The sequence below is a fragment of the Hymenobacter metallilatus genome (assembly GCF_003944705.1).
Taxonomy (GTDB): Bacteria; Bacteroidota; Bacteroidia; order Cytophagales; family Hymenobacteraceae; genus Hymenobacter; species Hymenobacter metallilatus.
Window position 1 is genome coordinate 123,254 of sequence record NZ_RWIS01000007.1, and the last position, 22,063, is coordinate 145,316.

20 protein-coding genes are annotated in these 22,063 nt (G+C 59.2%); 6 read left to right on the forward strand and 14 right to left on the reverse strand.

Going from position 1 to position 22,063, the window contains the following annotated elements; genetic code table 11:
• The first annotated feature begins 57 nt into the window (after positions 1 to 57).
• Together EI290_RS11960 and EI290_RS11965 are read left to right on the forward strand one after the other, a co-directional pair.
• Positions 58 to 429 carry a cupin domain-containing protein gene (locus tag EI290_RS11960; RefSeq protein WP_125430357.1) on the forward strand — a complete coding sequence of 124 codons (372 nt, stop codon included), beginning with the start codon at positions 58 to 60 and terminating at the stop codon, positions 427 to 429.
• A 325-nt stretch (positions 430 to 754) separates the two neighbouring features.
• The gene (locus EI290_RS11965; protein WP_246008935.1) at positions 755 to 2,374 is read left to right on the forward strand and encodes a tetratricopeptide repeat protein; all 1,620 of its coding nucleotides are present in this window, start codon (positions 755 to 757) and stop codon (positions 2,372 to 2,374) included.
• 11 nt (positions 2,375 to 2,385) lie between these two features.
• Here the strand turns inward: EI290_RS11965 and EI290_RS11970 are convergent, their stop codons facing one another.
• A complete protein-coding gene (locus EI290_RS11970) occupies positions 2,386 to 3,336 on the reverse strand; it encodes a 1-phosphofructokinase family hexose kinase (protein ID WP_125430363.1) in 951 nt (316 codons plus the stop codon).
• Positions 3,337 to 3,476: 140 nt separating this feature from the next.
• Here EI290_RS11970 and EI290_RS11975 point away from each other — a divergent pair, with 140 nt between their 5' ends.
• The 3 genes from EI290_RS11975 (at position 3,477) to EI290_RS22455 (ending at position 4,841) form a co-directional block, all read left to right on the forward strand.
• Positions 3,477 to 4,268, forward strand: a complete 792-nt coding sequence (locus EI290_RS11975) for a HipA family kinase (RefSeq protein WP_125430366.1) — start codon at positions 3,477 to 3,479, stop codon at positions 4,266 to 4,268.
• Positions 4,255 to 4,632, forward strand: a complete 378-nt coding sequence (locus tag EI290_RS11980) for a DUF3037 domain-containing protein (RefSeq protein WP_125430369.1) — start codon at positions 4,255 to 4,257, stop codon at positions 4,630 to 4,632. Before EI290_RS11975 ends, EI290_RS11980 begins: the two co-directional genes overlap by 14 nt.
• A 71-nt stretch (positions 4,633 to 4,703) precedes the next feature.
• Entirely contained in the window at positions 4,704 to 4,841 is a 138-nt protein-coding gene (locus EI290_RS22455) for a hypothetical protein (RefSeq protein WP_185816970.1), read from the forward strand.
• 86 nt (positions 4,842 to 4,927) lie between these two features.
• On the opposite strand, the gene EI290_RS11985 is transcribed toward EI290_RS22455, so the two are convergent.
• The 11 genes from EI290_RS11985 to EI290_RS12035 all read right to left on the reverse strand — a co-directional run bounded on the left by EI290_RS11985 (position 4,928) and on the right by EI290_RS12035 (position 15,922).
• Positions 4,928 to 5,494, reverse strand: coding sequence for a hypothetical protein (locus EI290_RS11985; protein ID WP_125430372.1), 567 nt, complete (start codon positions 5,492 to 5,494; stop codon positions 4,928 to 4,930).
• A gap of 199 nt (positions 5,495 to 5,693) precedes the next feature.
• On the reverse strand, positions 5,694 to 6,362 hold the full coding sequence (locus EI290_RS11990; protein ID WP_125430375.1) for a hypothetical protein: 669 nt from the start codon (positions 6,360 to 6,362) through the stop codon (positions 5,694 to 5,696).
• Positions 6,362 to 7,117 carry an LVIVD repeat-containing protein gene (locus EI290_RS11995; RefSeq protein WP_125430378.1) on the reverse strand — a complete coding sequence of 252 codons (756 nt, stop codon included), beginning with the start codon at positions 7,115 to 7,117 and terminating at the stop codon, positions 6,362 to 6,364. Before EI290_RS11995 ends, EI290_RS11990 begins: the two co-directional genes overlap by 1 nt.
• A gap of 11 nt (positions 7,118 to 7,128) precedes the next feature.
• Complete coding sequence (locus EI290_RS12000) at positions 7,129 to 7,647, reverse strand: LVIVD repeat-containing protein (protein WP_125430381.1); 519 nt, start codon at positions 7,645 to 7,647, stop codon at positions 7,129 to 7,131.
• A gap of 358 nt (positions 7,648 to 8,005) precedes the next feature.
• The gene (locus EI290_RS12005; RefSeq protein WP_125430384.1) at positions 8,006 to 8,941 is read right to left on the reverse strand and encodes a D-2-hydroxyacid dehydrogenase; all 936 of its coding nucleotides are present in this window, start codon (positions 8,939 to 8,941) and stop codon (positions 8,006 to 8,008) included.
• 165 nt (positions 8,942 to 9,106) lie between these two features.
• Positions 9,107 to 9,409 (reverse strand): glycine zipper domain-containing protein, encoded by a 303-nt coding sequence (locus EI290_RS12010; protein ID WP_221766257.1) that lies wholly within the window; start codon positions 9,407 to 9,409, stop codon positions 9,107 to 9,109.
• Between the two features lie 190 nt (positions 9,410 to 9,599).
• Entirely contained in the window at positions 9,600 to 12,047 is a 2,448-nt protein-coding gene (locus EI290_RS12015; RefSeq protein WP_125430387.1) for a S9 family peptidase, read from the reverse strand.
• A gap of 195 nt (positions 12,048 to 12,242) precedes the next feature.
• A complete protein-coding gene (locus EI290_RS12020) occupies positions 12,243 to 12,953 on the reverse strand; it encodes a pirin family protein (RefSeq protein ID WP_125430390.1) in 711 nt (236 codons plus the stop codon).
• Between the two features lie 2 nt (positions 12,954 to 12,955).
• Entirely contained in the window at positions 12,956 to 13,534 is a 579-nt protein-coding gene (locus EI290_RS12025) for a nitroreductase family protein (RefSeq protein WP_125430393.1), read from the reverse strand.
• A gap of 165 nt (positions 13,535 to 13,699) precedes the next feature.
• On the reverse strand, positions 13,700 to 14,413 hold the full coding sequence (locus EI290_RS12030; protein ID WP_125430396.1) for a pirin family protein: 714 nt from the start codon (positions 14,411 to 14,413) through the stop codon (positions 13,700 to 13,702).
• 174 nt (positions 14,414 to 14,587) lie between these two features.
• Positions 14,588 to 15,922, reverse strand: coding sequence for a serine hydrolase (locus EI290_RS12035; protein WP_125430399.1), 1,335 nt, complete (start codon positions 15,920 to 15,922; stop codon positions 14,588 to 14,590).
• A gap of 170 nt (positions 15,923 to 16,092) precedes the next feature.
• Here EI290_RS12035 and EI290_RS12040 point away from each other — a divergent pair, with 170 nt between their 5' ends.
• Positions 16,093 to 17,007 (forward strand): glutamate--tRNA ligase family protein, encoded by a 915-nt coding sequence (locus EI290_RS12040; protein ID WP_125430402.1) that lies wholly within the window; start codon positions 16,093 to 16,095, stop codon positions 17,005 to 17,007.
• A gap of 138 nt (positions 17,008 to 17,145) precedes the next feature.
• Here EI290_RS12040 and EI290_RS12045 read toward each other — a convergent pair whose 3' ends face one another.
• Both EI290_RS12045 and EI290_RS12050 read right to left on the reverse strand, forming a co-directional pair.
• The gene (locus tag EI290_RS12045; RefSeq protein ID WP_125430405.1) at positions 17,146 to 18,636 is read right to left on the reverse strand and encodes a RagB/SusD family nutrient uptake outer membrane protein; all 1,491 of its coding nucleotides are present in this window, start codon (positions 18,634 to 18,636) and stop codon (positions 17,146 to 17,148) included.
• Positions 18,637 to 18,648: 12 nt separating this feature from the next.
• Entirely contained in the window at positions 18,649 to 21,825 is a 3,177-nt protein-coding gene (locus EI290_RS12050) for a SusC/RagA family TonB-linked outer membrane protein (RefSeq protein ID WP_125430408.1), read from the reverse strand.
• Positions 21,826 to 22,063 lie beyond the last annotated feature (238 nt).

Genomic DNA, 22,063 nt, shown 5'->3' on the forward strand with positions numbered 1-22,063 from the left:
GTACCTTGAGTAAGGGCATGCCAGCAGGACCCTTCACGCCCTTTTCTCCCACACATTATGGATACCGCCACACTTTTAGGCCCTTTGAAGGATGCCACCCGCCGCGAAGTAGGCGGCGTACAAGTAGATGTAGTGCGCACCGGCAACTCCCGCGTAAAGCGGGTGGTGTATCCGGCGGGCTTTCAGTGGTCGAGGAATATGAAACCGGTAATCGGTACAGAGCTATGCCAGCACGCCCATGTGGGGTTTCTGGCCGCCGGCCGATTGGGCATTGAGTACGCCGATGGTACGCGGGAAGAATATGTAGCTCCGCAGGTGGTAGCCATCGCCCCCGGTCACGACGGCTGGGTGATAGGGGAGGAACCGGCCATCCTGATAGAGTTTGACTTTGAAGGCGAAACTGTGGAGCGGCTGGGCCTGAAAAGATAGTAACGCGCCACCCCTCACCATTCGTTTGAGGTAGAGCGCGACTTTAGTCTGTTGAATATAGTATAAATCGAATATTTTTCGTAACTATACATGAGCAGCCGCGCTGGTTGCGGCTTCGGTGTGGCGTTGCGCTGTAGGCCTCACGGGATGCATACCGGCAGCAGGGCCACCCCAAATGTTGATACCGGGGTAATAACGGGCTGTATTCGGGGTAGCCATGAAGTACGCAGGGCGTCTTGTGTTAGCCACTATACTGAGCGGGTGCTCGGTGCGGCAGGAACCCGTAACGCAGGTTGCGGCACTGAGGTCACCTACCTCTGTAACCATGTGCGCGGTGCCCATTCTGGCCGATACAGCCTGGTATAAAGCTGGTCAGAAAGCCCCCTTGTTGCCGGGCCTGGAGGGAAACACGCTGAAAATTACGACCAGCAGCGCCGCCGCCCAGGTGTATTTTGCGCAGGGCATGATGCTGGCCTATGGTTTCAATCATGCTGAGGCAGCCCGGTCCTTTTTCGAAGCCACCCGCCAGGATACTAGCTGCGCCATGGGGTATTGGGGTTACAGCTATGTGCTGGGCCCAAACTACAATGCCGGCATGGAACCCGATAATTTCAGCCGGGCCTACCGGGCCGTGCGGCAGGCGCAGCGGCTGGCAGGACAAGCATCACCGAAAGAGCAGGCTTTGATTGCGGCGCTGGTCAAACGGTACCCGCCGCGGCCCGTGCAAGACCGCACTGCCTATGATGAAGCCTATGCCGAGGCGCTGAAGACGGTTTTCCAGCAATATCCCACCGACCCCGATGTGGGGGCGCTGTACGCAGAAGCGCTTATGAATCTGCATCCATGGGATATCTGGCAGAAAAACGGCCAGCCCCAGCCCTGGACGGCGGATATCATGAATACGCTGGAGCAGGTGCTGGGGCACAGCCCCCGGCACGCGGGGGCCAATCATTTCTACATTCATGCCACGGAGGGCTCGCGCCATCCGGAAAAAGCTGCTGGCAGCGCCCGGATCCTTACCACGCTGGTGCCGGGCGCGGGCCATCTGCTGCACATGCCCTCCCATACCTACATCCGAACGGGCGAGTACCACCTGGGCACGCTGGCCAACCTGCGCGCCCTGCAGACTGATAGTTCGTACATCGAAGCCTGCCACGCGCAGGGGGCATATCCGTTGGCGTACCATCCGCATAACTATCATTTCCTGACGGCTACGGCTACGTTGGAGGGCAACCAGCGGCTGGCCCTGCACGCTGCGCGCAAGCTGGCGGCCAGTGCCAATCGGCAGCTTATGCGCCACCCGCTGCTGGGTCCGTCCACCCAGCACATCTATACCATTCCGTACAACGTGGCCGTAAAGTTTGGGCAGTGGAACCAGGTCCTGAGCATGACCAACTTCGACACTACGCTGGTATACCCAGAAATTATCCGGCACTACGCCCGGGGCCGTGCCTGGGCTGCCCGGCGCAACCTGCCCGCTGCCCGCCGGGAGCTGGCCCGTATGCGCGTACTGTGCCAGGATACGGCCGCACTGCACGGAATCCTGTTCGGTATCAACTCTATGCGTGCTGTTACCGAAATAGCCTGGCGGGAACTGGAAGGTGCTATTCTGCAGCAGGAGGGCAAATTACCCCAAAGTATTGCCGTATTGCGCGAGGCCGTGCGCCTGGAAGATCAGCTCCGCTACAACGAGCCGCCCGATTGGTTTTTCTCGGTGCGGCATCAGTTGGGGGCCGTGCTGCTGGCGGCCCGGCAGTACCCTGAAGCCATTGCGGTGTACGAAGATGATCTGGCCCGGCTCCCGCATAACGGGTGGGCCCTGTCCGGCTTGTACCAGGCCTACGCCGCTACCGGCAATACGGCTAAAACCACCGAAACCCGGCAGGAGCTGGATGAGGCGTGGCAGTGGGCCGATACGCGGCTGACGGCCTCCGTGGTACCCTAGATGAGCGGGAGCTATACTGCCTTGGCGGGCATGGTCTGCAGCAGCCATTGGTACAACCGGTCCACATCGGCCTTGCGAAACAGCTCGGTGCCGGGGTTCATGGTGGCCGCCGAGCCACAGGCCACGCCCAGGCGAGCCGCTTCGGGCAGGCTCAGGCCGGTACTCAGAGCGTGTACCAGGCCGGCCACCATACTGTCGCCGGCACCCACGGTGCTGCGCTTCTTCACGGCGGGGGCGGGCACATGGTCAATGGAATCCTGGGTAACCAGGCAAGCACCCTGGGGGCCGAGGGATACTACCAGAATATCGGCCTGACCACTGCGCACCAGCTGCTGGGCCGCTTGGGCAGCGGCTTCGTTGTCCAGCTCATTCGTGCCGGTTAGCCGGCTCAATTCGCCCACGTTGGGTTTGGCCAGGTACACGCCTTCCTGCAACACAGCCTGCAAAGCCGGACCCGAGGTGTCGGCTATTACTTTTACGCCCATACTGTTGGCTGCCCGCACCACGCGCACCAGCAGCTCCGGCTCCACCCCGGGCGGCAGACTGCCACTAATAACCAGAAACTCGGTGCCGGGAGCCAGCTCCCGCAGTTCCTCCAGCACCCGCTGCTGCTCCTCGGGCCGCAGCTCAGTGCCCGGCATACCGAAGCGGTATTGCTGGCTAGTGGTGCTATCCACCACAATGAAATTCTCCCGGGTGTTGCCCTGGGTTTCCACGGCGCGGTACTGCAGCTGCTCCTGCGCCAGCAGTTGCTGCAGCATGGTGCCGCTGGGGCCGCCGGCCGGAAACACCGCCACCGAATCGGAACCCAGCCGCCGCAGCGCCCGGCTCACGTTGATGCCGCCCCCGCCCGGCTCAAACTTGGGCGCGGCGCACCGCAGCTTTTGGTCGGGTACGATGTGGTCGGCCGTGGTGCTTTTATCCACGGTGGGGTTCAGGGTAAGCGTGAGGATGCGCGGCATAGCAAACAGGCTGAGCGGAGAACAAAAGTAGCCTACTGTACTGCGGCCCGCCCGAAAAGTTGGGTGCCTGGGCTGGGTGCTGTCAACAACCGCCCGATTTATCCGTTGCTTTGCTGTTCTTATCCCAACTGCTGCGGCCCATGCCCGTTCCTGAACTTGCCCTCCGAACCGTTGACGTAACGCGCTACGTAATTCCGCTGCGCGAAGGGGGCTCCCTGCCCGCTCTGGTAGAAGCCGACGACGGATTTATGTACGTGGTAAAATTCCGGGGGGCAGGGCAGGGCCTGAAGGCACTGGTTGCCGAGCTGGTAGTGGGCGAAATTGCCCGCCAATTGGGCCTGCGTATGCCGGAGCTGGTGTTCATCAACCTGAGCGAAGCCTTCGGCCGCACCGAGCCCGACGAGGAAATTCAGGACCTGCTGCGCTTCAGCACCGGCCTGAACCTGGCCCTGCACTTCCTGGCCGGAGCCGTTACCTTCGACCCCCTCATCAACGAGGTGGAGCCCCGCCTGGCTTCGTTGGTGGTGTGGCTGGACTGCCTGACCCTGAACGTAGACCGCACCGCCCGCAACACCAACCTGCTGATGTGGCACCGGGAGCTGTGGCTGATTGACCACGGCGCAGCCCTGTACGTGCACCACAGCGGCGCGGGCTGGGCCGGTAAGGCCACCCGCCCGTTTCCCCAGCTCAAAGACCATGTACTGCTGCCCCGGGCTACCGAGCTGGAAGCCGCCAACGCCGAGGCCCATGCCCGCCTCACGCCCGAGGTGCTGATGGCCATTGTGGCCCTGGTACCCGATGAGTGGCTGCAGGAGCCCGACCTTAGCCCCGCCGAGCAGCGCGCCCAGTATGTGGAGTTCCTCACGGCCCGGCTGGCGGCCTCTTCTACTTTTGTTCAGGAAGCTTTAACTGCCCGCAATGCACTTGTTTGAGTATGCCGTGCTGCGGGTGGTGCCCCGCGTGGAGCGCGAAGAGTTTTTGAATGTGGGCGTGATTCTGTACTGCGCGGCCCAGGGCTTTCTGCAAACCCGCTGCCATCTGCCCGAAGCCCGCCTGCAAGCCCTGGCCGGCCCCGGCCTGGACTTCGATGATCTGCGGGCCCGCCTGCAGGCGTTTGAGCGGATTTGCCAGGGCCGCCAGCGGGGCGGACCCATTGGGCAGCTGCCGGTAGCCTCCCGGTTTCGGTGGCTGACGGCCACGCGCAGCACCATGGTGCAAACCTCGCCCGTGCACCCGGGCCTGTGCAAGGATGCCGCCGCCATGCTGGATAGGTTGTACGAGCAGCTAGTGGCTTGATAGTGAGTGGGATTTGTGGAAAAATTTGCTATATTCCTGTATCCTCATGTCTCACTAAATCCAACCTGGTTATGGAAGTACGGAACAACTGGCCCGTTCAGCGCGGGCTTCATCTCAACCGGCTGCCGTGGTGGGCTTACGCCTTATTCATTCCGGTTGTATACCTGTTTGGCTGGCTGCTACACCTGCTGGGCGTCATTCCGGGCTAATTCTTCAGGTTTTTCATTTCTCCGCAACCTGGCTGGGCCCGGCAAAGCACACGTGTCCTTTGCCGGGCCCAGCCAGGTTGCCGAGGCTACATTGAGCCAGGAGTAGCAACCAGTTGCTGTTGCAAGACGAGCAGCATATGATAGATTTCCTGCAGCTGGGCCGGCTCCGTAATAGCCCGCTCTGCGGTAAAAGTCAGCTGGACTGGGGCGTCAGGAGCGTGTGAAGCGGGAGCCAGCGCGAGGCGGGCATCGGGGTAGCGCAGTAGAGTGGCCCGCACCTCCGGATCAGCCAGCAGCTGGCGCAGGGTGTCGGGCTGGTTGGTAGTAATGATGAACGCCGCATCCAGGGCCGGGTCGCCTACTTCCACGTCCTGCAGGCCCAGGAGCTTACCCACCTCGTGCACCCAGTCCTGCTCGTGCAGCGCAAAATGAAAGGCCATATGGGCCGGCACAGATGCCGTAAGCGTCGTGAGTTCATATCCGCCCTCAAAACCGCCCCCCAAGTCAATATCCAGCTCCAGCCGCACCCGAAAATCCTGCTGGTGCAGGTCGGCGCTGTAATCGTACATATCGGGCTGCCGGGCTATGTCGGCCGCCACCTGCTGCCACAGCTCCGATTCAGAATCGGCATGAAACGTTCGTGTAGTATCCATAGGTAGAAAGAAGTAGGCTGTTATTCCTGCTACGGATATTGAGCGTGAGTTGCTACGAAGAAATGCAATTGAGTTGGTTTGAGTAATCCGGCACACGCAGCTGCGGGTTGCAGCCCGTGCTGCATGATATAGCGGCGCTGAACCATTGCGGCAACGGCCGGTACACGGTTGGCGAGGCTGCGGCAGAATGTATTTTTCGCTACCACGCCACGCCCACCCGCAACCCGACAGGCATGTAAAGGCCGGCAGAGCCATAGTCACTTATAGAAGAGACGTACTGCTTCTGCGGCATCGTGGTGCGGGAGCCGGTTTCGCGCAGCCCCAGCCCCAGGTAGGCATCCAGATAAAACGGGGTATTGGGGAAGGCCAGCTGCCGGCCCAGCACCAGGGAGGCCCCGTACCGGTCAATGGTTTCCGTCTGGGCGCGGAGGCGGTACTCGTAGTAGTACAGGTTATCGGGCCCCGCCTCCGGTTGCCAGCTTTTGGCCTGAAACTGCATCCGAAAATGCTGAAAGGAAGCTCCGTAGGCTACATAGTAACCATCTGCCGGGTGTGGGTTGGGCCCGAGGTAGATGCGGTGCTGCACTTCCAGGCCATAGCCCCGCACCCGGTCGGTACCGGCCTCGTGCAGGTCGGAGGTTAGGTCGTTTACTGGTCCGCGGTACCCCTGCGGCGTTAGTAGAAAGCTGTGGCGGGAGCCGGCCCCCCAGGGTTTCTCTATACTAACGTGGTAGCCACTTGCCACCAGTGGCAGCAGGTTCCCGGCTACACCCCAACGCCACGGCCTGGGCGCAGAAGTGGCAGGTGTTTGGGCCCCTACCCACCCCGATAGAAGCAGCCCCGGCGCAAGCAGGAACAGCCTACGCATTAGCGGGTAGGGCTGATGCGCAGCGTACTTAGGGGGCTGAGCTTGCCGTTGCGGTAACGGTACTGATACAACCCGCCCGGCCCAATAGCCAGCAGCAGGCCCCGGTGCGGAATCACATCCGATACGGTGAGGGGAAACACCTGTGGCGCGGGCAACACCGGGCTCTGCCGGGTGTCAAACACCTTAAGCTGGTCTTTGTCGCACACAAACAGCAGGGTACTGTCCACCCCCAAGCCCAGCGGGTGCTGCATGGGGTAGGTTTGCGCCAGACGCGGGCTGCGCAGGTTGGTCAGATCCACCACCTGCAGCTGATTGGGGCCGCCCCCGCAGGTGCGGCCGTCCCGCAGAGTTACGTAGGCGTACCGTTCATCTACCACCACCGGGTCGCAACTCATCACGTGCTGGAAGTAGGCCAGCTGCTGGGGCTGGTTGGGGGTAGAAGCATCGAAAATGAACATACCCCGCTGCGTACCCAGAAACAGGTAGGGCGCGCGCGGGTAAATGGTTTCAACGCCAAAGCCCAGCGCTACCACGGTACCCTTAACCGGAGCCGTTGGATCGGCCAGGCTGAAGGTGCGCAGGTTCTGGTTGTCCACCACGTAGAGTGTGTTGTTCAGCACGGTAAAGCGGGCCAGGGAACCGCCTTTGCCGTTGTCGGCGCTGGCAGGGCTGGCGTCGCTGCTGGTACTGCAGGAGCTGAGGGCGGCAAGGCCAAGGCCGGCCAGGGCCAGCAGAATCGAATATCGGTGTAGCATGATAGGGGTAGTTATAGTTTCTGCCAGCCAATTACCACGGCATCGGCCGGGCGGTTTTGGGGTTGATATTCGGTTGGGACGATGCCGGACTCGGGCATGGGCAGCTCCGGCACGGCTTCCCGCACCCGGTTCAGCAGCCGGGCGGCCTGCGCATTGCTCATGTCAAACGTCAGCAGGTCGGAACCACTGTCGGCGTAGAGCAGAGTGCCCTTCATGGCCACATCCACGTTGCCCGGAATTCGCAGGAAGGCTACCGGTTGCGGGTGCTCGGGGTCCTGGTTGTTAATGATATGGATGCCCTCGTACTGCTCGTTGATGAAAATGTACGGGTCGCGCAGGTAAATTTTGCCGGTGTTGTGCATGTCCCGGGGCGGTAGCACGGCTACGGCTTGCTCCAGCTGGGTGCGGGCCATGAGCAGGGGCTTGTATTCGGGCAGAGCCACTGGGGCAATGGGGTCCACTAAGCGCCAGCAGGAGCTTAAGCTCAGCAGCAGCCCGCTGCTTACCAGGAAGGGGTAGAGTTTACGCATAGCAAAAATGGATAAGATGACACCCAGGAAGAGCCGGTAACCAATTGAATAGTTGCATCTAGCCACTAACAAGTTGACTCCTGTAGTAAATAAAATAGCAGCCAGCCCGGTGCGCGCTGGCTGCTGACTGATCAGGAATCTGTTTGGGAAGTGTGCTGGGGCTGAGTGAACAGTCACCTAAAAAGAATGTCCTTCCTCGGCTTCGCGCGGAAGGACATTCTTCGGTGATGCATTGTGTTAACTGTCCATACGCCCTAGCGCACTTTCTGAACTGTCTTAAGGTTTCACCCGGCAGTGGGTATCAAGGAACTTGTGTTCTGGTCGAAAGTATACCAGCGCGCCACCAGTGCATATCAGCCTAGTACCCCCGCTGCAGCTGTACCGGGTTTTCCACCGGCTCTGCGCGTAGCACATGCTGCAGGTTGCGCAGAAACAGCTCTACCTTGCCTTCATCCTCGCCGGGGCGGCCGCCCCCACTGTGTTGGGTGAGCAGCACCCGGGGCAGGTGCCAGAGGGGGCTGTCGGAGGGCAGGGGCTCCCGGGCTGTTACGTCCAGCACGGCCCCGCCAATCTGCCCGGCTTGCAGGGCTGCTACCAAGGCCGGCTCATCGGTGGTATTACCCCGGCCCACGCTGGCATATAAGGCGTGGGAAGGCAGGGCGGCAATCATTTCCTGCGAGAAAAAACCGTTGGCGCTACCCGGCAGGCAGTTTACCACAATATCCGTGGTAGGTAGGGCCGCCAGCAGTTCTTCGCGGGTGTGCAGGTGGGCCGCCGGGTCGGTGCGGGCCAGAAACCGAATGGAACACTCAAACCCCCGCAGCTGCTGCGCCACGGCTTGCCCAATGGCTCCGCTACCCAGAATGATTATCCGCTGCTGCCGCAGCAGGCCCAACCGGGGCCGCAGGGCTGCTCCCTCCCAATGCTGCTGCGTTTGCCACACCGCCAACTCCGGAATGTAGCGCAGCAGGCCCAGTAAGCCCGCCACCATTGTTTCGGCGCAGGGCCAGGCAAAAAAATCACCCATGTTGGCTACCGGGAAGGCAGGGTGCAGCGCCTGATACCGGTCGATGCCGGCCGAGTCAATTTGCCAGAAGCGCAGTTGAGGCGGCAAATGGGGGTGCAGCCACTCCAGCGGTGGGTTGCCCAGCAGGAAATCTGCTTCGGCCAACGCTGCTTTCTGTGCGCCTTCCAGCACATCGACGCGGAAAACCGGCTGAATGCCGGGTGGCAGGTGCTGCTGCAGGTGCGCCCGCGCCGGACCCGATAAGTTAGTATAAACAAAAAGTTGCATGCGTATCGTCCCGCCCCCGCGGGTATATGGGTTGCTTCAACAAGCCGGCTGAAACCTCGCAAACACAGACGCCACTAACCGGACCAGGGTTGTAGCTCCCTGCTAAACAGAAAGCCCCGAGCCAACTGGCTCGGGGCTTTTTGCCGGGTGGGTTACCACAAGGAGTTAGTCTTTGCGTGAATATTGCTGGTAGCGCACGGGGTCTTTCTTTTTATCCTTTTTACGCCCAATGAGCGCACCGCCCACAGCACCGGCACCGGCACCTACCAGGGCACCTGTAGCCCGGTCGCCTTTACCCGCAATTACGGCTCCGGCTACGGCTCCGGTACCAGCCCCAATGGCGGCACCCTTACCTTTTTTGCTCCAGCCTTTCTTAACCGTCTGTGCCGAAGCGTTGGCGGCTACTACGGTGCTTTCTACTACAAAGAGGGCCGCAAGCATGGCCGCATATAGTTTGATCGTTTTCATGAGTCAGGAGTTAATAACACGTGTGAAAGTGTATGTCGGTTTTAACGCAGCCCAGTTGTTGAGGTTAGGGAAAGACTAAAATTTTGTACGTGTTCTGCTTGTTAATCACAAAAAAATAGAATAAGAAAAAGGCCCTGATATCCGTAGTAGGATACCAGGGCCTTTTTGTCGGCGACTACGCTGTCAATTGTTACCGGGCGTCGGCTTTGGTACCACCGTCCGGGGTAGTAGCGGCTTTTTTCACGTAGGTATCCAACCAGGTATTCATTTCCCAAAGCATGTGCATGATGGATTCGCGGGCGGCGTAGCCATGCGCCTCGGCGGGCAGCACCACGTAGCGCACCGTAGCCCCGTTGCCCTTGAGGGCGTTGTAGAAACGCTCACTCTGAATAGGGAAGGTACCCGAGTTGTTATCGGCCTCACCGTGGATCAGCAGCAGGGGCGTCTTAATTTTGTCGGCGAAATTGAACGGCGACATGGCGTTGTACACTTCCGGCGCTTCCCAGTAGGTGCGCTCCTCCCCTTGGAAGCCAAACGGGGTGAGGGTACGGTTGTAGGCTCCGCTACGGGCAATGCCCGCCTTAAACAGGTTGCTGTGCGCCAGTAGGTTGGCCGTCATGAAGGCGCCGTAGCTGTGGCCCATTACGGCCACGCGGTTAGCATCGACCACGCCCAGGCGCTTGCCTTCCTCAATAGCCGCCTTGGCCGAGGAAGTCAGTTGCTCCACGTAGGTATCGTTGGGTTGCTTGGTGCCTTCCCCCACAATCGGAATGCTGGCACCCTGCAGCACGGCATAGCCCTGCGTTACCCAGAACACCGGAGAGCCCCAGTTGAAGCGCGTGAAGGTGTAAGGTGAGCCTTTTACCTGGCCGGCATCCTTCTTATCCTTGAACTCCACCGGGTAAGCTTCCATCAGCGTAGGCAAAGGACCATCCTCTTTCTTGTAAGTCGGCGGCAGGTACAGGTTGGCCGTTAGCTCCACCCCATCGGCGCGCTTGTACTTCAGCACCTGCTTCTGGAGGTTGCCAAGCGTAGCGTAGGGGTTTGGGAACTTGGTAAGCTGCACCGGCTTGGGGTTAGGCGCGTCGCGCAGGAAATAGTTGGGCGCTTCCTGCTGCGACTCCCGCCGCGTTACGAATACATGCTTACTGGCATCCAGAATGGTAACGGGCATTTCGTAGTAGGGCGCCTCGGAGCGCCACCACCGGGCCGTCTTCTTCGTGCGCACATTCATTTCATCCACAAACGGCCGGTCGCCTTCCGGCGAGGCCCCCGCGCCGATAAAGTATACCATATCAGCGTTAGCATCGGTAGCCAGCACGCGGCGGCCTAGTTCATTGCGGCGCAGGAAGGGGGTGCCGGGGTCGGTATAGGTATCCTGGGAAGAACGCTCGAACAGGGGGGTAAGCGAGGTTTTGGTAGCCAGGTCCAGCGTCCAGAGCGCCCCTTTGCGGTCGGCCCAACGGTACCCTTCCACGAGGGCCAGCTTATCGGAGCCGCTCCAGAAGATGCGGCCAAAGCGCAGCGGCAGCGACGCCAGCTCCTGGGGCTGCCCGTCGAAGGGAGCACCTAAGGCAAAGAGCTTGTCGCGCACGGGGGCTGCCGTTTTGGGGTCACCGCCGTCCTGAGCCTCTACCCAGAACAGAGTATTGGGAGCATCTTCGCGCCAGCTGATTTCGCGCGGACCCACGGGCACGGCGTCGAAGCTGGTGGGCACGTTGTCGGCCAGGGGCAGGTTGGCTATTTCTTTTACCACCAAGCCCTCCATGTTCAGTACATCTACCCGAACCGGGAAGCTGCTCACCGGCAGCGTGTAGGAATACGGCCGGTGACGGGTGCTCACCAGCACATACTTTCCGCTGGGCGAGGGTGCAGCCTCCTGAATAACGCCCGGTTGACCCAAAGGAGCCATGCGCCCATCCATGCCTACTTTCACTACTTGCGAAAGGGCATAGTAATCGAACAGGCGCTCATCAACGGGGCTTTTTAGCAGGTCCTGGTAGGTGCGGGCGGCGGCGGTGCGGCCCACGTTCTGCTGAATAGCCGGGCCGGTGGGCGCAGCCGTTGGGTTGGGAGCCTCGCCGCGGCCGCCTACAATGGCGCGGGCAATAATGGTTTTTCCATCGGAAACCCACTCGTAGGGCGAGCCGAAGATGCCATTCAAAAACAGATTAGGCACCAGCTTGGCCGTAGCCGACGCCACATCCACCAGCCACAACTCAACGTGGTTTGCGGTGGTATGCGTAAAGGCAATTTTGGTGTTATCCGGCGACCATTGCACGTCACTGATGCGGGCATTAGCCGGTAACCCCTGCACCAGCAGCTCTTTGCCCTCGGGCAGGCGGCGCAGCCGCAGCGAGGAGGCGTAGCTGACCCGGCTGGCTCCGTTGGTACGAGGATTTATGCGTACTCCGGCCAGCCGTACTTCTGGCTGGCTTAGTTCGGCAATGGTGGGCATGTCGCGCACATCCATCAGGAGCATCCACTGGCCGTTGGAGGAGAAGCTGACGCGCGGTGTGGCAGGAGCATCAACCAGGGTGGCAATGGCACGCGGAGGTGTCTGGTACGGCAGGTCCTGGGCCGAGGTCAGACGAATGACACCTGCGCACAAAGCCAGCGTGAGTCGAAATATTTTCATAGAAAAACGGTAAGCAACAGACTAGTACTTACAAAGGACGGCACAATCTGGCAAATTCGCTACTGACAGAGGCAACATGTTCAGAATGTGGGAAGTAGTACATGGATTTACCTAGTTTCCTGCAAAAAAAACACCCCACTGTGCAAGTGGGGTGCTCAATAGAGTATGCGAAAAATTCAATTTCAGTAGCCAGGTTCAGTGGTTAATGGGTACTTCCACTAAAATAAACTGGCATTCGGCAGTGCAGGTGATGGTTACTGTGTCGGTTTCCCAAAGACCCAGGCTCTCCCGCGTATCTACGGCTGCCCCATTAGCCGTTAGCTGCCCCTCAAGCACAAACAGAAATACGCACTTGTTGGTACGATTTAAGGCATAATGCACTGTTTGGCCTGCATCAAAGTATCCCAGGCTGAGGCGGGCATTCTGGTTAATCCAGCAGTGGGCGGTGCCTTCTTCGTTGCTGACAATGGTGGTAAGCTGGTTACGGCGCTGGGCGCGGGGAAAGTGTCGGCGCTGGTAGCGGGGCGTCACGTTCTGGAGCTTGGGCTCAATCCAGATCTGCAGAAAGTTGACGGCCTCCTCGCCCACGTTGTGCTCCTCGTGGCGCAAGCCGCTGCCGGCACTCATAATCTGCACCCAATCCTGGGTTACTTCTTCCGCATAACCCAGCGAGTCTTTGTGGTTCATACGTCCGGCCAGCATCACCGATATGATTTCCATATTGGCGTGGGCGTGCAGGCCGAAGCCTCCGCCCGGCTGCACAACGTCGTCGTTGAACACGCGCAGCAGCCCGAAGCCCGCCCGTTCAGGGTTAGCGTAAGGCCCGAAGCTGAGCGACAAATGGCTTTGCAGCCAGCCAATATCCTTAAGTCCCCGGTCGGAGGCGGTGGTGTGGCGCGTGGGCATGGCTAAGCTGGCAAGTGTTGATGGAAGGCTATTTCGGCTACTGATTTGCGCTGGCGCGGGGTTTTCTCCCGGCTCAGGAACGGTTCCTCCAACTGCTCGGCGTCGCCGAGGTAACCCAGGGCAATCATCACGGCGGGCTGCAGGCTGTCGGGCAACTGAAACGTTGCCTGCGCTTTGGCCCGGTCGAAACCACCCATAAAATGACCGTGCAGCCCCAGGGCCGTAGCTTCCAGAATCAGGTTGCCATTAGCCAGCCCCAGGTCGTGGAGGGCGGCGCCGTTGGGTGAGCCGTTGTCGTACTGGGTTTTGGCCAGGGCCAGAATCAGGACGGGGGCGTGCTGAGCCCAGGGCTGGTTGCCAGGCAGCAGGCAGTCTACCATCTTGGCAAAGGCCTCCTTATCGGCATGGTGCGCATAAATGTAGCGCCAGGGTTGCTCGTTCATAGCGCTGGCCGCCCAGGAGGCAGCTTCAAATACCTGCTGTAGCGTATCGGGCGCCACGGGGTAGCTGGCAAATGCCCGGGGGCTCCAGCGCTTACGAATAGTTTCCAGAACCGGGAAGGTGGTGGTGGCGTGTTTCATTACATCAGAGAGGTTGCAGATTGAAATAGTTTGCAGATTCCGGAGGCCTATCGGTCTTTCCAGGTCGAGCAGAATCTAAACCGGGAATGGTACGAATTGATAGAATTTCGTGGAATTACGGCTGATAAAACCCGTGAAATCCTCTTCATCTGCACCATCTGTCATTTAGAGGCTCATTGGCACTTCCAGCAGCAGCAGGCGGGTAGCGGCCGTAGCTTCTACCCGGAAGCCGGCCGTATCCCACACGCCCAGCCCGTCGCGCGGGCCCACTGGCTGCCCTGCCACCAGCGCCTGCCCATCCAGCACGAACACATATACGCCGTTGCCAGGCTTTTTTACTTGGTATTCGGCAGAAAAACCGGCGTCAAAATCAGCCAGATGAAACCAGGCATCCTGATGAATCCAAACGCCCGCGTCGTCGGGGTTAGGCGACAAAATCTGCTGGAACTGATTATGGCGGTCTTCGGCCCGGAACGTTTGCTGGTCGTAGCGGGGCGTTACGTTGCGCTTGTTCGGAAACACCCAGATCTGCAGGAACTTCACCGGCTCGGTAGCACTATGGTTTTTTTCGCTGTGCGCAATGCCCGTGCCGGCACTCATCACCTGCACATCGCCACTCCGGATAATGCCATGGTTGCCGGCACTGTCCTTATGCTCCAGCGTGCCGCTAAGCGGAATGCTGATAATCTCCATGTTGTCGTGAGGATGGGTGCCGAAGCCCATGCCGCCCGCCACGGTATCGTCGTTGAGCACGCGCAGCACTCCAAAATGCACCCGCTCCGGATTCTGGTAGCCGGCGAAGCTAAAAGTGTGGTAGGAGTTGAGCCAGCCGTGGTTGGCATGGCCCCGGGAAGCGGCCGTATGAAGCAAAGTCTGCATAAAATCGAGGAAAAATGAAGAGTATGGATGCAAATATATGTACATACATGAATTGAGCAATAAAAATTCCCGGTGCGCTATATTTTCTGCTTCCTTTTCCCGCGTGCGTTTCTACCTGCCCAGGCAGGCCACTCCGGAGAGTTGCCTGCCTGCTGAACACATGAAACCGGCGCCCTACTGGACCAGCAGCGGCCGGCTGCCCTGGTTTCGGCCCTCGGGACCAACCCACTGCAGCCGATAGTACCCGCCCGGCAGGCCTGCCACCGATAATAAAGCCACCGGCGCGGCGCTTAGCTGCCGCACCAGCTGGCCCTGGGCATTAAACAGGCGCAGCGTGCCCTGAGCCGTTGGTAGTTGCACGGTTACAGTGCCGCTTGCCGGGTTCGGAAATACCTGGAAGGCAGTGGGCGCAGCGGCTGTAGCTGCTGCCAGCGGCCGGCACTGCACGGCCGCCATCAGGTAGCGCCACAAGTCCGTATCGAAGGAGGAAAGCGCCAGGCGGGGGCTGCCCGCCGAATTACCCTGGCGTACCACCACCAGCCGGAGGCTGGGCACCACATATATCTTCTGGTCGTTCTTGCCCAGTGCCGCCACCATATCGGCAGGAGCGGAGGGTGTTATGCTACCCGGTAGTACTGTCTGCTGCGGCCCCGGCAGCATGTAGGAGCTTTGGCCATTCAGCCACCACAGGTAGCCGTAGCTGCGGTTGAACGGCTGAGATGGTGTTGTCATTTGCCGGAAATAAGCCGTATCGGTCAGGATGGCGGTACCGTTCCAGCTACCCCGGGCCAGGGCAAACAGGCCGAAGCGGGCCATGTCGCGGGCCCGACTGTAGTACACGTCCTGCACCCACAGTCCCTGTATACCCAGGCGTGAGGCCAGCCGCTGGTTGGTGTATTGGTTCAGCGTAAGGCCGCTGGCCCGGGCCAGCACGGTCTGGAGCTGGCGGTAGGCTCCGGTGTGGTAGGCCCAGCGGGTACCGGCCTCGGTGCGGTACAGCAGGCAGCCGGGCGTGCTGCTCTCATTGTCGCAGGGCGCGGGCGGGGTATCGTCGAGGCCGGAGGTCATAGCGAGCAGGTGGCGCAGCGTAATAAGCCGTTCCTTATTGGCCGGGGCCCCCGACCACCCCCGGCCCAGAAAACGGTTGACGCTGTCCTGGAGCGTCAGTAGGCCATCCTGCCGGGCCAGCCCGGTGAGAGTAGCCGTGAGCGACTTACCCGCCGAAGCCCAATACCAGATGGAGTCCTGGGTGAACGTGCCGTAATACCGCTCCACCACAATGCGCCCATCCTTGAGCACGATAAACGATTTGGTGCCCTTACGGCCCAGAAAGTTCAGCAGAGAATCCAGCTGCGGCTGGCACCAGCCCAGGCTTTGGGGCGACGTGGTGGCCCAGCTGCCGGCCGAGGCCGGAGTAGGCGGGAAATACAAAGGGTTCTGCTGGGCCCAACCGGTAGCGGCGGGCAGCAAAATGAACACGAGTAAAAGCCAGCGTACAAGGTGTTTCATGCGAGGGGTTGAAAAGTATCGTGAATATGCTATAGAGCTGGCGTATATCCGAAGGTTTAACGCCAGGTTTTCTCTTGCCTGCTTCCACCCGCCGTACTCCCGGCAGAGGTAGTTACCATAGCTTATCTGCCCGACAGTTGAAGCCTGACGCTTACCTTCGGCCCGTCTGTATGCTGCTTCCGTTTGCACCTGTTGTTTCCCGCCTGGCTCCTACACCCAGTGGCTTTCTGCACCTGGGCAATGCCGTCAACTTTACCCTCACCTGGCTGCTCACGCGCCGGGCGGGGGGCATCCTGCACCTGCGCATCGACGACCTGGACCGTGCCCGGTTCCGGCCGGTGTACCTCGACAACATCTTCCGCACCCTGGACTGGCTAGGCCTCGACTATGACTACGGCCCCATGGGACCCGACGATTTCGAGCGTAACTTCTCCCAGCAGCACCGGTTGGCCGAGTACGAGGCGGTACTCCAGGCGGCCCACGCTGCGCACCCCCACATATTCTATGCCTGCCGCTGTTCCCGCACTGAGCTGGCCCGCACCGCTGAACCCGGTGGACTGTACCCTGGTACCTGCCGTGCGGCCGGTTGGGCCTTCTATGCTCCCGAAATAGCCTGGCGTGCCCACGTTCCCCCTGCTGCCACCGTTGCCTTCCACGACCTGGCGCAGGGAGTTGCGGAGGTAAACTTAGCGGCAGAGCTGGGTGATTTTGTAGTGCGTAAGAAGAATGGCAGTGCCGCCTACCAGGTGGCTTCGATAGTAGATGATGTGCGGCTGGGAGTAACCCTGATTGTGCGCGGCCTGGACCTGCTGCCCAGCACGGCCGCTCAGGTGTGGCTGGCGCCGCTGCTGCCCGGCCAGGCGTCATTCACCGCCAGGCAGTTTCTGCATCATGGCTTGGTGCTGAACGAAAAGGGTGAGAAGCTGTCCAAGTCCACCCAAGCCAGCCAGCAGCGTGGTATCATGGCCGAGGCCGCGTCGCCGCAGGTGGTGTATCAGGCAGTAGCCCGTCTGTTGGGAGCCAGCCCTGCAGCCGCTACCTCATTGGCGAGCCTGCAGGAGGCGGTACAAAGTGCGGATAAGTAAGCCAGAGAATAGAGAGTCGGCAGGAGGAACTGCTGGTACGGCGGCAAGAAGTAACACCGCCTGTAATGGCCTGCTAAAAGAAAAGCCCTTCCGTAAACTACGGAAGGGCTTTTCTTTTAGCAGGCTAGCGTACCGAAATTAGTTGCGGGTAATGAGGGTGTTGGTTTGCAACTCGGTGCTAGGAATTGGCCAGATGTACAGCGTGGCACTGGGCTGCACGGCGCTTACAGTGCTTTTTGCCGGGATGGGCAGCTGCAGACGCATAAGGTCGTTGTTGCGCAGGCCTTCTCCCAGGAATTCCAGACGGCGCTCCAGCAAAATGGCGTCGATAATGGAGAAGGTGCTGGTGAAGCTGGCAGCCGTATAAGCATCGGAGCCGGAGCGGGTGCGAACTGCATTTAGCAGTTCCAGAGCCCGGGTACTGGTTACTCCCTGCGTACGGGCAAGTGCCTCGGCCAGGTTCAGCAGCACTTCTGCATACCGGATAACCGGGGCCGCATCGGTGTATGGGTTAGCTGCTAGAGCACCATTGGTGTACTTGCGCAGGTAGGGCACATTGCTTACACGTGTCACCAGCGTAGCCAGGCGGGCATCAGTGGCTTTAAATCCGGTATTGGCAATAACACCGGCCGGGTTCAGGCTATACTCCTGACCACCCCCCTGAGCGTTGGGGAGGTAGTAGAAAGCCAGCTGGTTTTGCGTGCCCGGCTGATCCTGCGTAGTGAAGGGGAAAGCCAAAATCATTTCCGTACCGCCCGGGGTAGGCGCAAACACCGCTGCCAAGCTAGAATTCAGTTCGTGAGCCACTCCCGTGGGAGCCTTGAAAGGAGCGGTTGCCGGAACCAGCTTGTTGGCTTCCGTTACCACGTCGGCATAGCGGGCCATGCTCAGCAGCACTCGGGTACGCAGGGCTATAGCCGCGTTGCGGTGAGCCCGGAATACATTGCTCGCGGAGTTCGACAAGGGCAAGTTAGCTTCAGCAAACTGCAGATCCGACAGGATCTGGTCGTATACCTGAGCTACTGTGCTACGGGCCAGGTCGTTGTTTCCCAGCTCAGTTTCTGCCTGCAAACGCAGCGGCAGACCGGGCTTGGAGCCATTGCCGTCGGTGTACGGACGCGCATAGTACTGCAACAGCGAGTAATACGCCAGAGCCCGTAGCATCCGGCCCTCGGCCACATAGCCATTCACTGTGGTGGTGTAGTCGGCCGGGAAGGGCGCGGCCGAGAACTTAGACGAGTTAGCAGCTACGCCGGCCAGAAACACATTGATCTGGTTGATTGCGGCGTAACCAGCTCCCCACAGGTTAATGACATCATTCTGCGAGGCCTCGGTGAGCGTGTGCTGCCACACAGCGGCACCCGTAACCAGGTTGGAGGTCCGGTTAATAAAATCATCGGCCCGGATGTCGCCGTACACCTGGTAGCGGCCCCCCAGGAAAGCCCCGGCCTTCATGTAGTCGTACATATTGTTCACCTGGCCGAGTACCCGGCTGGGCGTATCAAATGCAACTTCGCTGGCAAGGTCGGTTTTAGGCTGAACGTCGAGACGGTCTTCGCTGCAGGAGAAAGTACCCAGACCCAAGGATACAGTAAGTCCCAGCGTCAGGAGGTAGTTGAAAGTCTTCATTAAACGAGAGAATTAAAATCCAAGGTTGAGACCAACCGTGTAGCTACGGGCCTGGCCTACCGAGTTACGGTCAACACCGGCGGCGGTATTGTTGCTGCCATTGGTGGAGATTTCAGGGTCGATACCTGAGTAGTTGGTCAGCAACGCGGCATTCTGCACCTGCACATAGAACCGGGCATTGCTTACACCATACTTGTTGATGAAATCAGAAGCAAAGTTGTAGCCCAGCGACACGTTGCGCAAACGAGCAAAGTCACCTTTCTCAACGTTCGACGACATAACCAGGGCTGAACCGTTCGATACGTTGTCGCCGTACACAACGCGCGGCCACTTGGCATTCGGAGATTCAGGCGTCCACCGGTCTTTAATGTCTACTTCGTTATTCCAGAAGCGCTGGTCATGCAGACCGGCTTTGGTACCGTTATAGATGTAATTCCCGCCCGAAAACTGGATGAATATGCCCAGGTCGAAGCTCTTGTAGCGGAAGGTGTTGTCGAAACCACCGTACCAGGTAGGCAGCGTGGGGCCGTAGTACTGGCCGTCAGCGAGCTGCGAGGGTGCCGGCGTTGGAGTAACGCCATCCATCAGGGTCCAGCCTTGGCCCAGGTGGTTGTACTGCACTACGGTGCCATCCGCCTTACGAATCATGCGGCGACCATTCTCCGGGTTAACTCCCAAGGAGGGAACAGCCAGAATTTCACCTACTGAGCGGCCAACGGTGGTAAAGTTTACAGTTTCCAGCCCTGAAGTAGCCGTACCAATGCGCTGATCAGCCGTAACCAGCTTGAGCACCCGGTTTTTCAGGGTGGTGAGGTTGGCATTTACCGACCAGTTGAAATTGGGCTTATTAATGGCCGTGGTGCGCAGGTTCAGTTCGATACCGGTATTGCGCATGGAGCCAATGTTAGCCGCAATGGCATTGTCGGGAATACCGCGGGATGGGGCCTGTGGTACGTTCAGGATCAAGCCATCCACCAGGTTGCGGTAGTAGGCAATATCGCCCTGAACACGGTCTTCAAACAAGCCGAACGAGAGGCCTACATCGGTCTTCTTGCTGGTTTCCCAGCTCAGTGCGGCGTTACCGGCGTTGCTGAAGAAGAACGTGTTGTTAGCACCATACAACGCGGGGCTGTACAAATCACGGGTGCCAAAGTCGGCAATGCCCTGGTTGTTACCCACCTCGCCGTAGCTACCAGTGAATTTCAGCAGGCTAACCGTGTTGAGCAGGGAGGAATTCTTCCAGAACTCTTCCTCTGACACTATGTAGCCAGCTGAAACACCGTAGAAGTTACCCCATTTCTCATTACCCCATGCCGAGTAGCCGTCGCGCCGGGCGTTGAGGGCAACGAGGTACTTGCGGCTGAAGTTATAGTTTACCCGTCCGAAGTACGACATCAGGAAGTTCTCACCCTGGAAAGATCCAGAGTTAACGATGTTCGAGTAGCCTCCCTGGAAAGTGGTAAAGAAGGGGTCGGATACACTGGTGCGGTTGGCACCCCACCGGTCAATGCGTGTGCTCTGGTATTCGGTACCAGCCAGCAGCGAGATGTTGTGCTTCTCGGCCAGCGTCACATCGTACTGCGCCGTGTTCTGCCAGTTCCAGCGCTTATTCGTGCGGTAGAAGTTGAAAGCGCTGCCGATGTTGTACGAGTCGCCGGCAATGGGCGTGTAAAACGCCTGGTCCTCAAAGGCAATGTTGTAGATACCGTAGTTGGTTCGCAGGTGCAGCCCTTTAAGGGGCTCCAGGTCAGCATACACACTGCCCTGGATGTCATTGCCCTCGGAACGGAAGTAGTTGTTCTCCAGGTCAACCAGCGGGTTGTAATACCCGGGAAGCAACGGCTGGCCGTTGGTGGGGTTGATATTCGCCCCCGGGCCAATACCAGCTCCGCTGATGTTGTAAGTACCGTCAGGGTTGCGGGCCGGAACGTTAGGCGGCAGCACCAGCGGCAAACGACCCAGGCCAGCGGTTCCGAAGGCACCATCACCTACAGAGCCGGAGTTTGGCGAAGCCGTGCGGGAGTTGGTATAGCCCACCCGTGCGCCAACGCTGAAGCGCGAGAACAGCTTGTGGTCGATATTAAGACGGGCAGAGGCACGCTTGAACGTGTTGCCCTCCAGCATACCCTTCTGGTCGGTGTAGCCAACGGAGGTGTAGTAGGTTGTCTTATCCGTACCGCCGCTGAAATTCAGGGTGTTGGACGTAGAGAAGCCGGTGCGGTAGATATAGTCGTACCACCGGGTGTCCACTGGATTGCCACTGCCGTCCAGGGTGGGTTTGAAGCCTTCGATGTTAGAAGCCGGTTGCCCAATGGCTACCCGGTTGGCATTCAGGTTCCGGACGGCCTCGTTCTTGATGGCTATGTAGTCGGCGGCATTCAGTACATCGTACAAACGAACTGGTTCGTTCCAGCCTACCCAGGAGTCGAGCGACAGTTTGCTCTGGCCCCGGCGCCCTTTCTTGGTGGTAACTACAATAACACCACCGGCCGCCCGGGAGCCATAAATAGCCGTAGCGGAGGCATCCTTCAGTACTTCAACGCTTTCGATATCGGCAGGGTTGATGTTACTGAGCGGGTTGTTTGGCACACTACCCACGGCCGAGCTGTTCCCGCTAAACGCCGGAATACCGTCGATTACGTAAAGGGGAGCCGAGCTGAGGGTAATAGAGTTTACCCCGCGGATACGTACTACTGGTGAGGCATTCAGTACGCCGTTGGGGGTGGTGATATTGACACCAGCGGCCTGCCCCTGCAGGGCCTGCTCGAAGCTTTGAACTGGTTTGTTGGCAATTTGCGCTGCCGTTACCGTAGCAATAGAGCCCGTCAGTTCCCGACGGTTCTGGGCACTACCGTAGCCAACTACTACTACTTCGCTCAGTGCTTTGGAGTCAGCAGCCAGCGCAGCATTCAGCGTATTTTCAGTGCCGATGTTCTGCTCAATGCTGATGTAGCCTACTGAGGAGAATACCAGCGTTCCGCCCCCGGCTGGTGCCGAGAGGGTGTACGTGCCATCCGAATTGGTGGAAACCCCAGTAGATGTCCCTTTCAGAAGTACAGTTACTCCCGGAATTCCTTCACCAGTAGATCTATCCGTAACTCGCCCCGAAATAGGCCGGGTTTGTGCCTGAGCACTAATGCTACTTAGGGCTAGTGCTGTCAAAGGCACCAGATGTAAAATTTTTTTCATGCAAACGCAGGTGGTTTAATGAATGAACTCTCGGGCTAATAAACCCAATAAATGGAAGCTGAGCAATTAAATTCGGTGAAATTGTCAATTATAGAGCCGAATTAATGCGCTTTTAATTATGAGATGATCATGACCTTACGAAAATTACAAACAGGGTAGGTATGAAATTGTGCTTGCCGACGCACAGACAGGGGACAGATGGCAAGCAAATGCCTCTGCAGGCACTTCCGCCCCGGGA

Bases quoted from the DNA above. Each gene is read 5' to 3' on its own strand.
- EI290_RS12035 (WP_125430399.1), bottom strand. From the start codon at position 15,922: ATGAAACACCTTGTACGCTGGCTTTTACTCGTGTTCATTTTGCTGCCC.
- EI290_RS12045 (WP_125430405.1), bottom strand. From the start codon at position 18,636: ATGAAGACTTTCAACTACCTCCTGACGCTGGGACTTACTGTATCCTTG.
- EI290_RS11980 (WP_125430369.1), top strand. From the start codon at position 4,255: ATGCACTTGTTTGAGTATGCCGTGCTGCGGGTGGTGCCCCGCGTGGAG.
- EI290_RS11965 (WP_246008935.1), top strand. From the start codon at position 755: ATGTGCGCGGTGCCCATTCTGGCCGATACAGCCTGGTATAAAGCTGGT.
- EI290_RS12010 (WP_221766257.1), bottom strand. From the start codon at position 9,409: ATGAAAACGATCAAACTATATGCGGCCATGCTTGCGGCCCTCTTTGTA.
- EI290_RS12000 (WP_125430381.1), bottom strand. From the start codon at position 7,647: ATGCGTAAACTCTACCCCTTCCTGGTAAGCAGCGGGCTGCTGCTGAGC.
- EI290_RS12050 (WP_125430408.1), bottom strand. From the start codon at position 21,825: ATGAAAAAAATTTTACATCTGGTGCCTTTGACAGCACTAGCCCTAAGT.
- EI290_RS12040 (WP_125430402.1), top strand. From the start codon at position 16,093: ATGCTGCTTCCGTTTGCACCTGTTGTTTCCCGCCTGGCTCCTACACCC.
- EI290_RS11985 (WP_125430372.1), bottom strand. From the start codon at position 5,494: ATGGATACTACACGAACGTTTCATGCCGATTCTGAATCGGAGCTGTGG.
- EI290_RS12015 (WP_125430387.1), bottom strand. From the start codon at position 12,047: ATGAAAATATTTCGACTCACGCTGGCTTTGTGCGCAGGTGTCATTCGT.
- EI290_RS11970 (WP_125430363.1), bottom strand. From the start codon at position 3,336: ATGCCGCGCATCCTCACGCTTACCCTGAACCCCACCGTGGATAAAAGC.
- EI290_RS11995 (WP_125430378.1), bottom strand. From the start codon at position 7,117: ATGCTACACCGATATTCGATTCTGCTGGCCCTGGCCGGCCTTGGCCTT.
- EI290_RS12025 (WP_125430393.1), bottom strand. From the start codon at position 13,534: ATGAAACACGCCACCACCACCTTCCCGGTTCTGGAAACTATTCGTAAG.
- EI290_RS11990 (WP_125430375.1), bottom strand. From the start codon at position 6,362: ATGCGTAGGCTGTTCCTGCTTGCGCCGGGGCTGCTTCTATCGGGGTGG.
- EI290_RS11975 (WP_125430366.1), top strand. From the start codon at position 3,477: ATGCCCGTTCCTGAACTTGCCCTCCGAACCGTTGACGTAACGCGCTAC.
- EI290_RS11960 (WP_125430357.1), top strand. From the start codon at position 58: ATGGATACCGCCACACTTTTAGGCCCTTTGAAGGATGCCACCCGCCGC.
- EI290_RS22455 (WP_185816970.1), top strand. From the start codon at position 4,704: ATGGAAGTACGGAACAACTGGCCCGTTCAGCGCGGGCTTCATCTCAAC.
- EI290_RS12005 (WP_125430384.1), bottom strand. From the start codon at position 8,941: ATGCAACTTTTTGTTTATACTAACTTATCGGGTCCGGCGCGGGCGCAC.
- EI290_RS12030 (WP_125430396.1), bottom strand. From the start codon at position 14,413: ATGCAGACTTTGCTTCATACGGCCGCTTCCCGGGGCCATGCCAACCAC.
- EI290_RS12020 (WP_125430390.1), bottom strand. From the start codon at position 12,953: ATGCCCACGCGCCACACCACCGCCTCCGACCGGGGACTTAAGGATATT.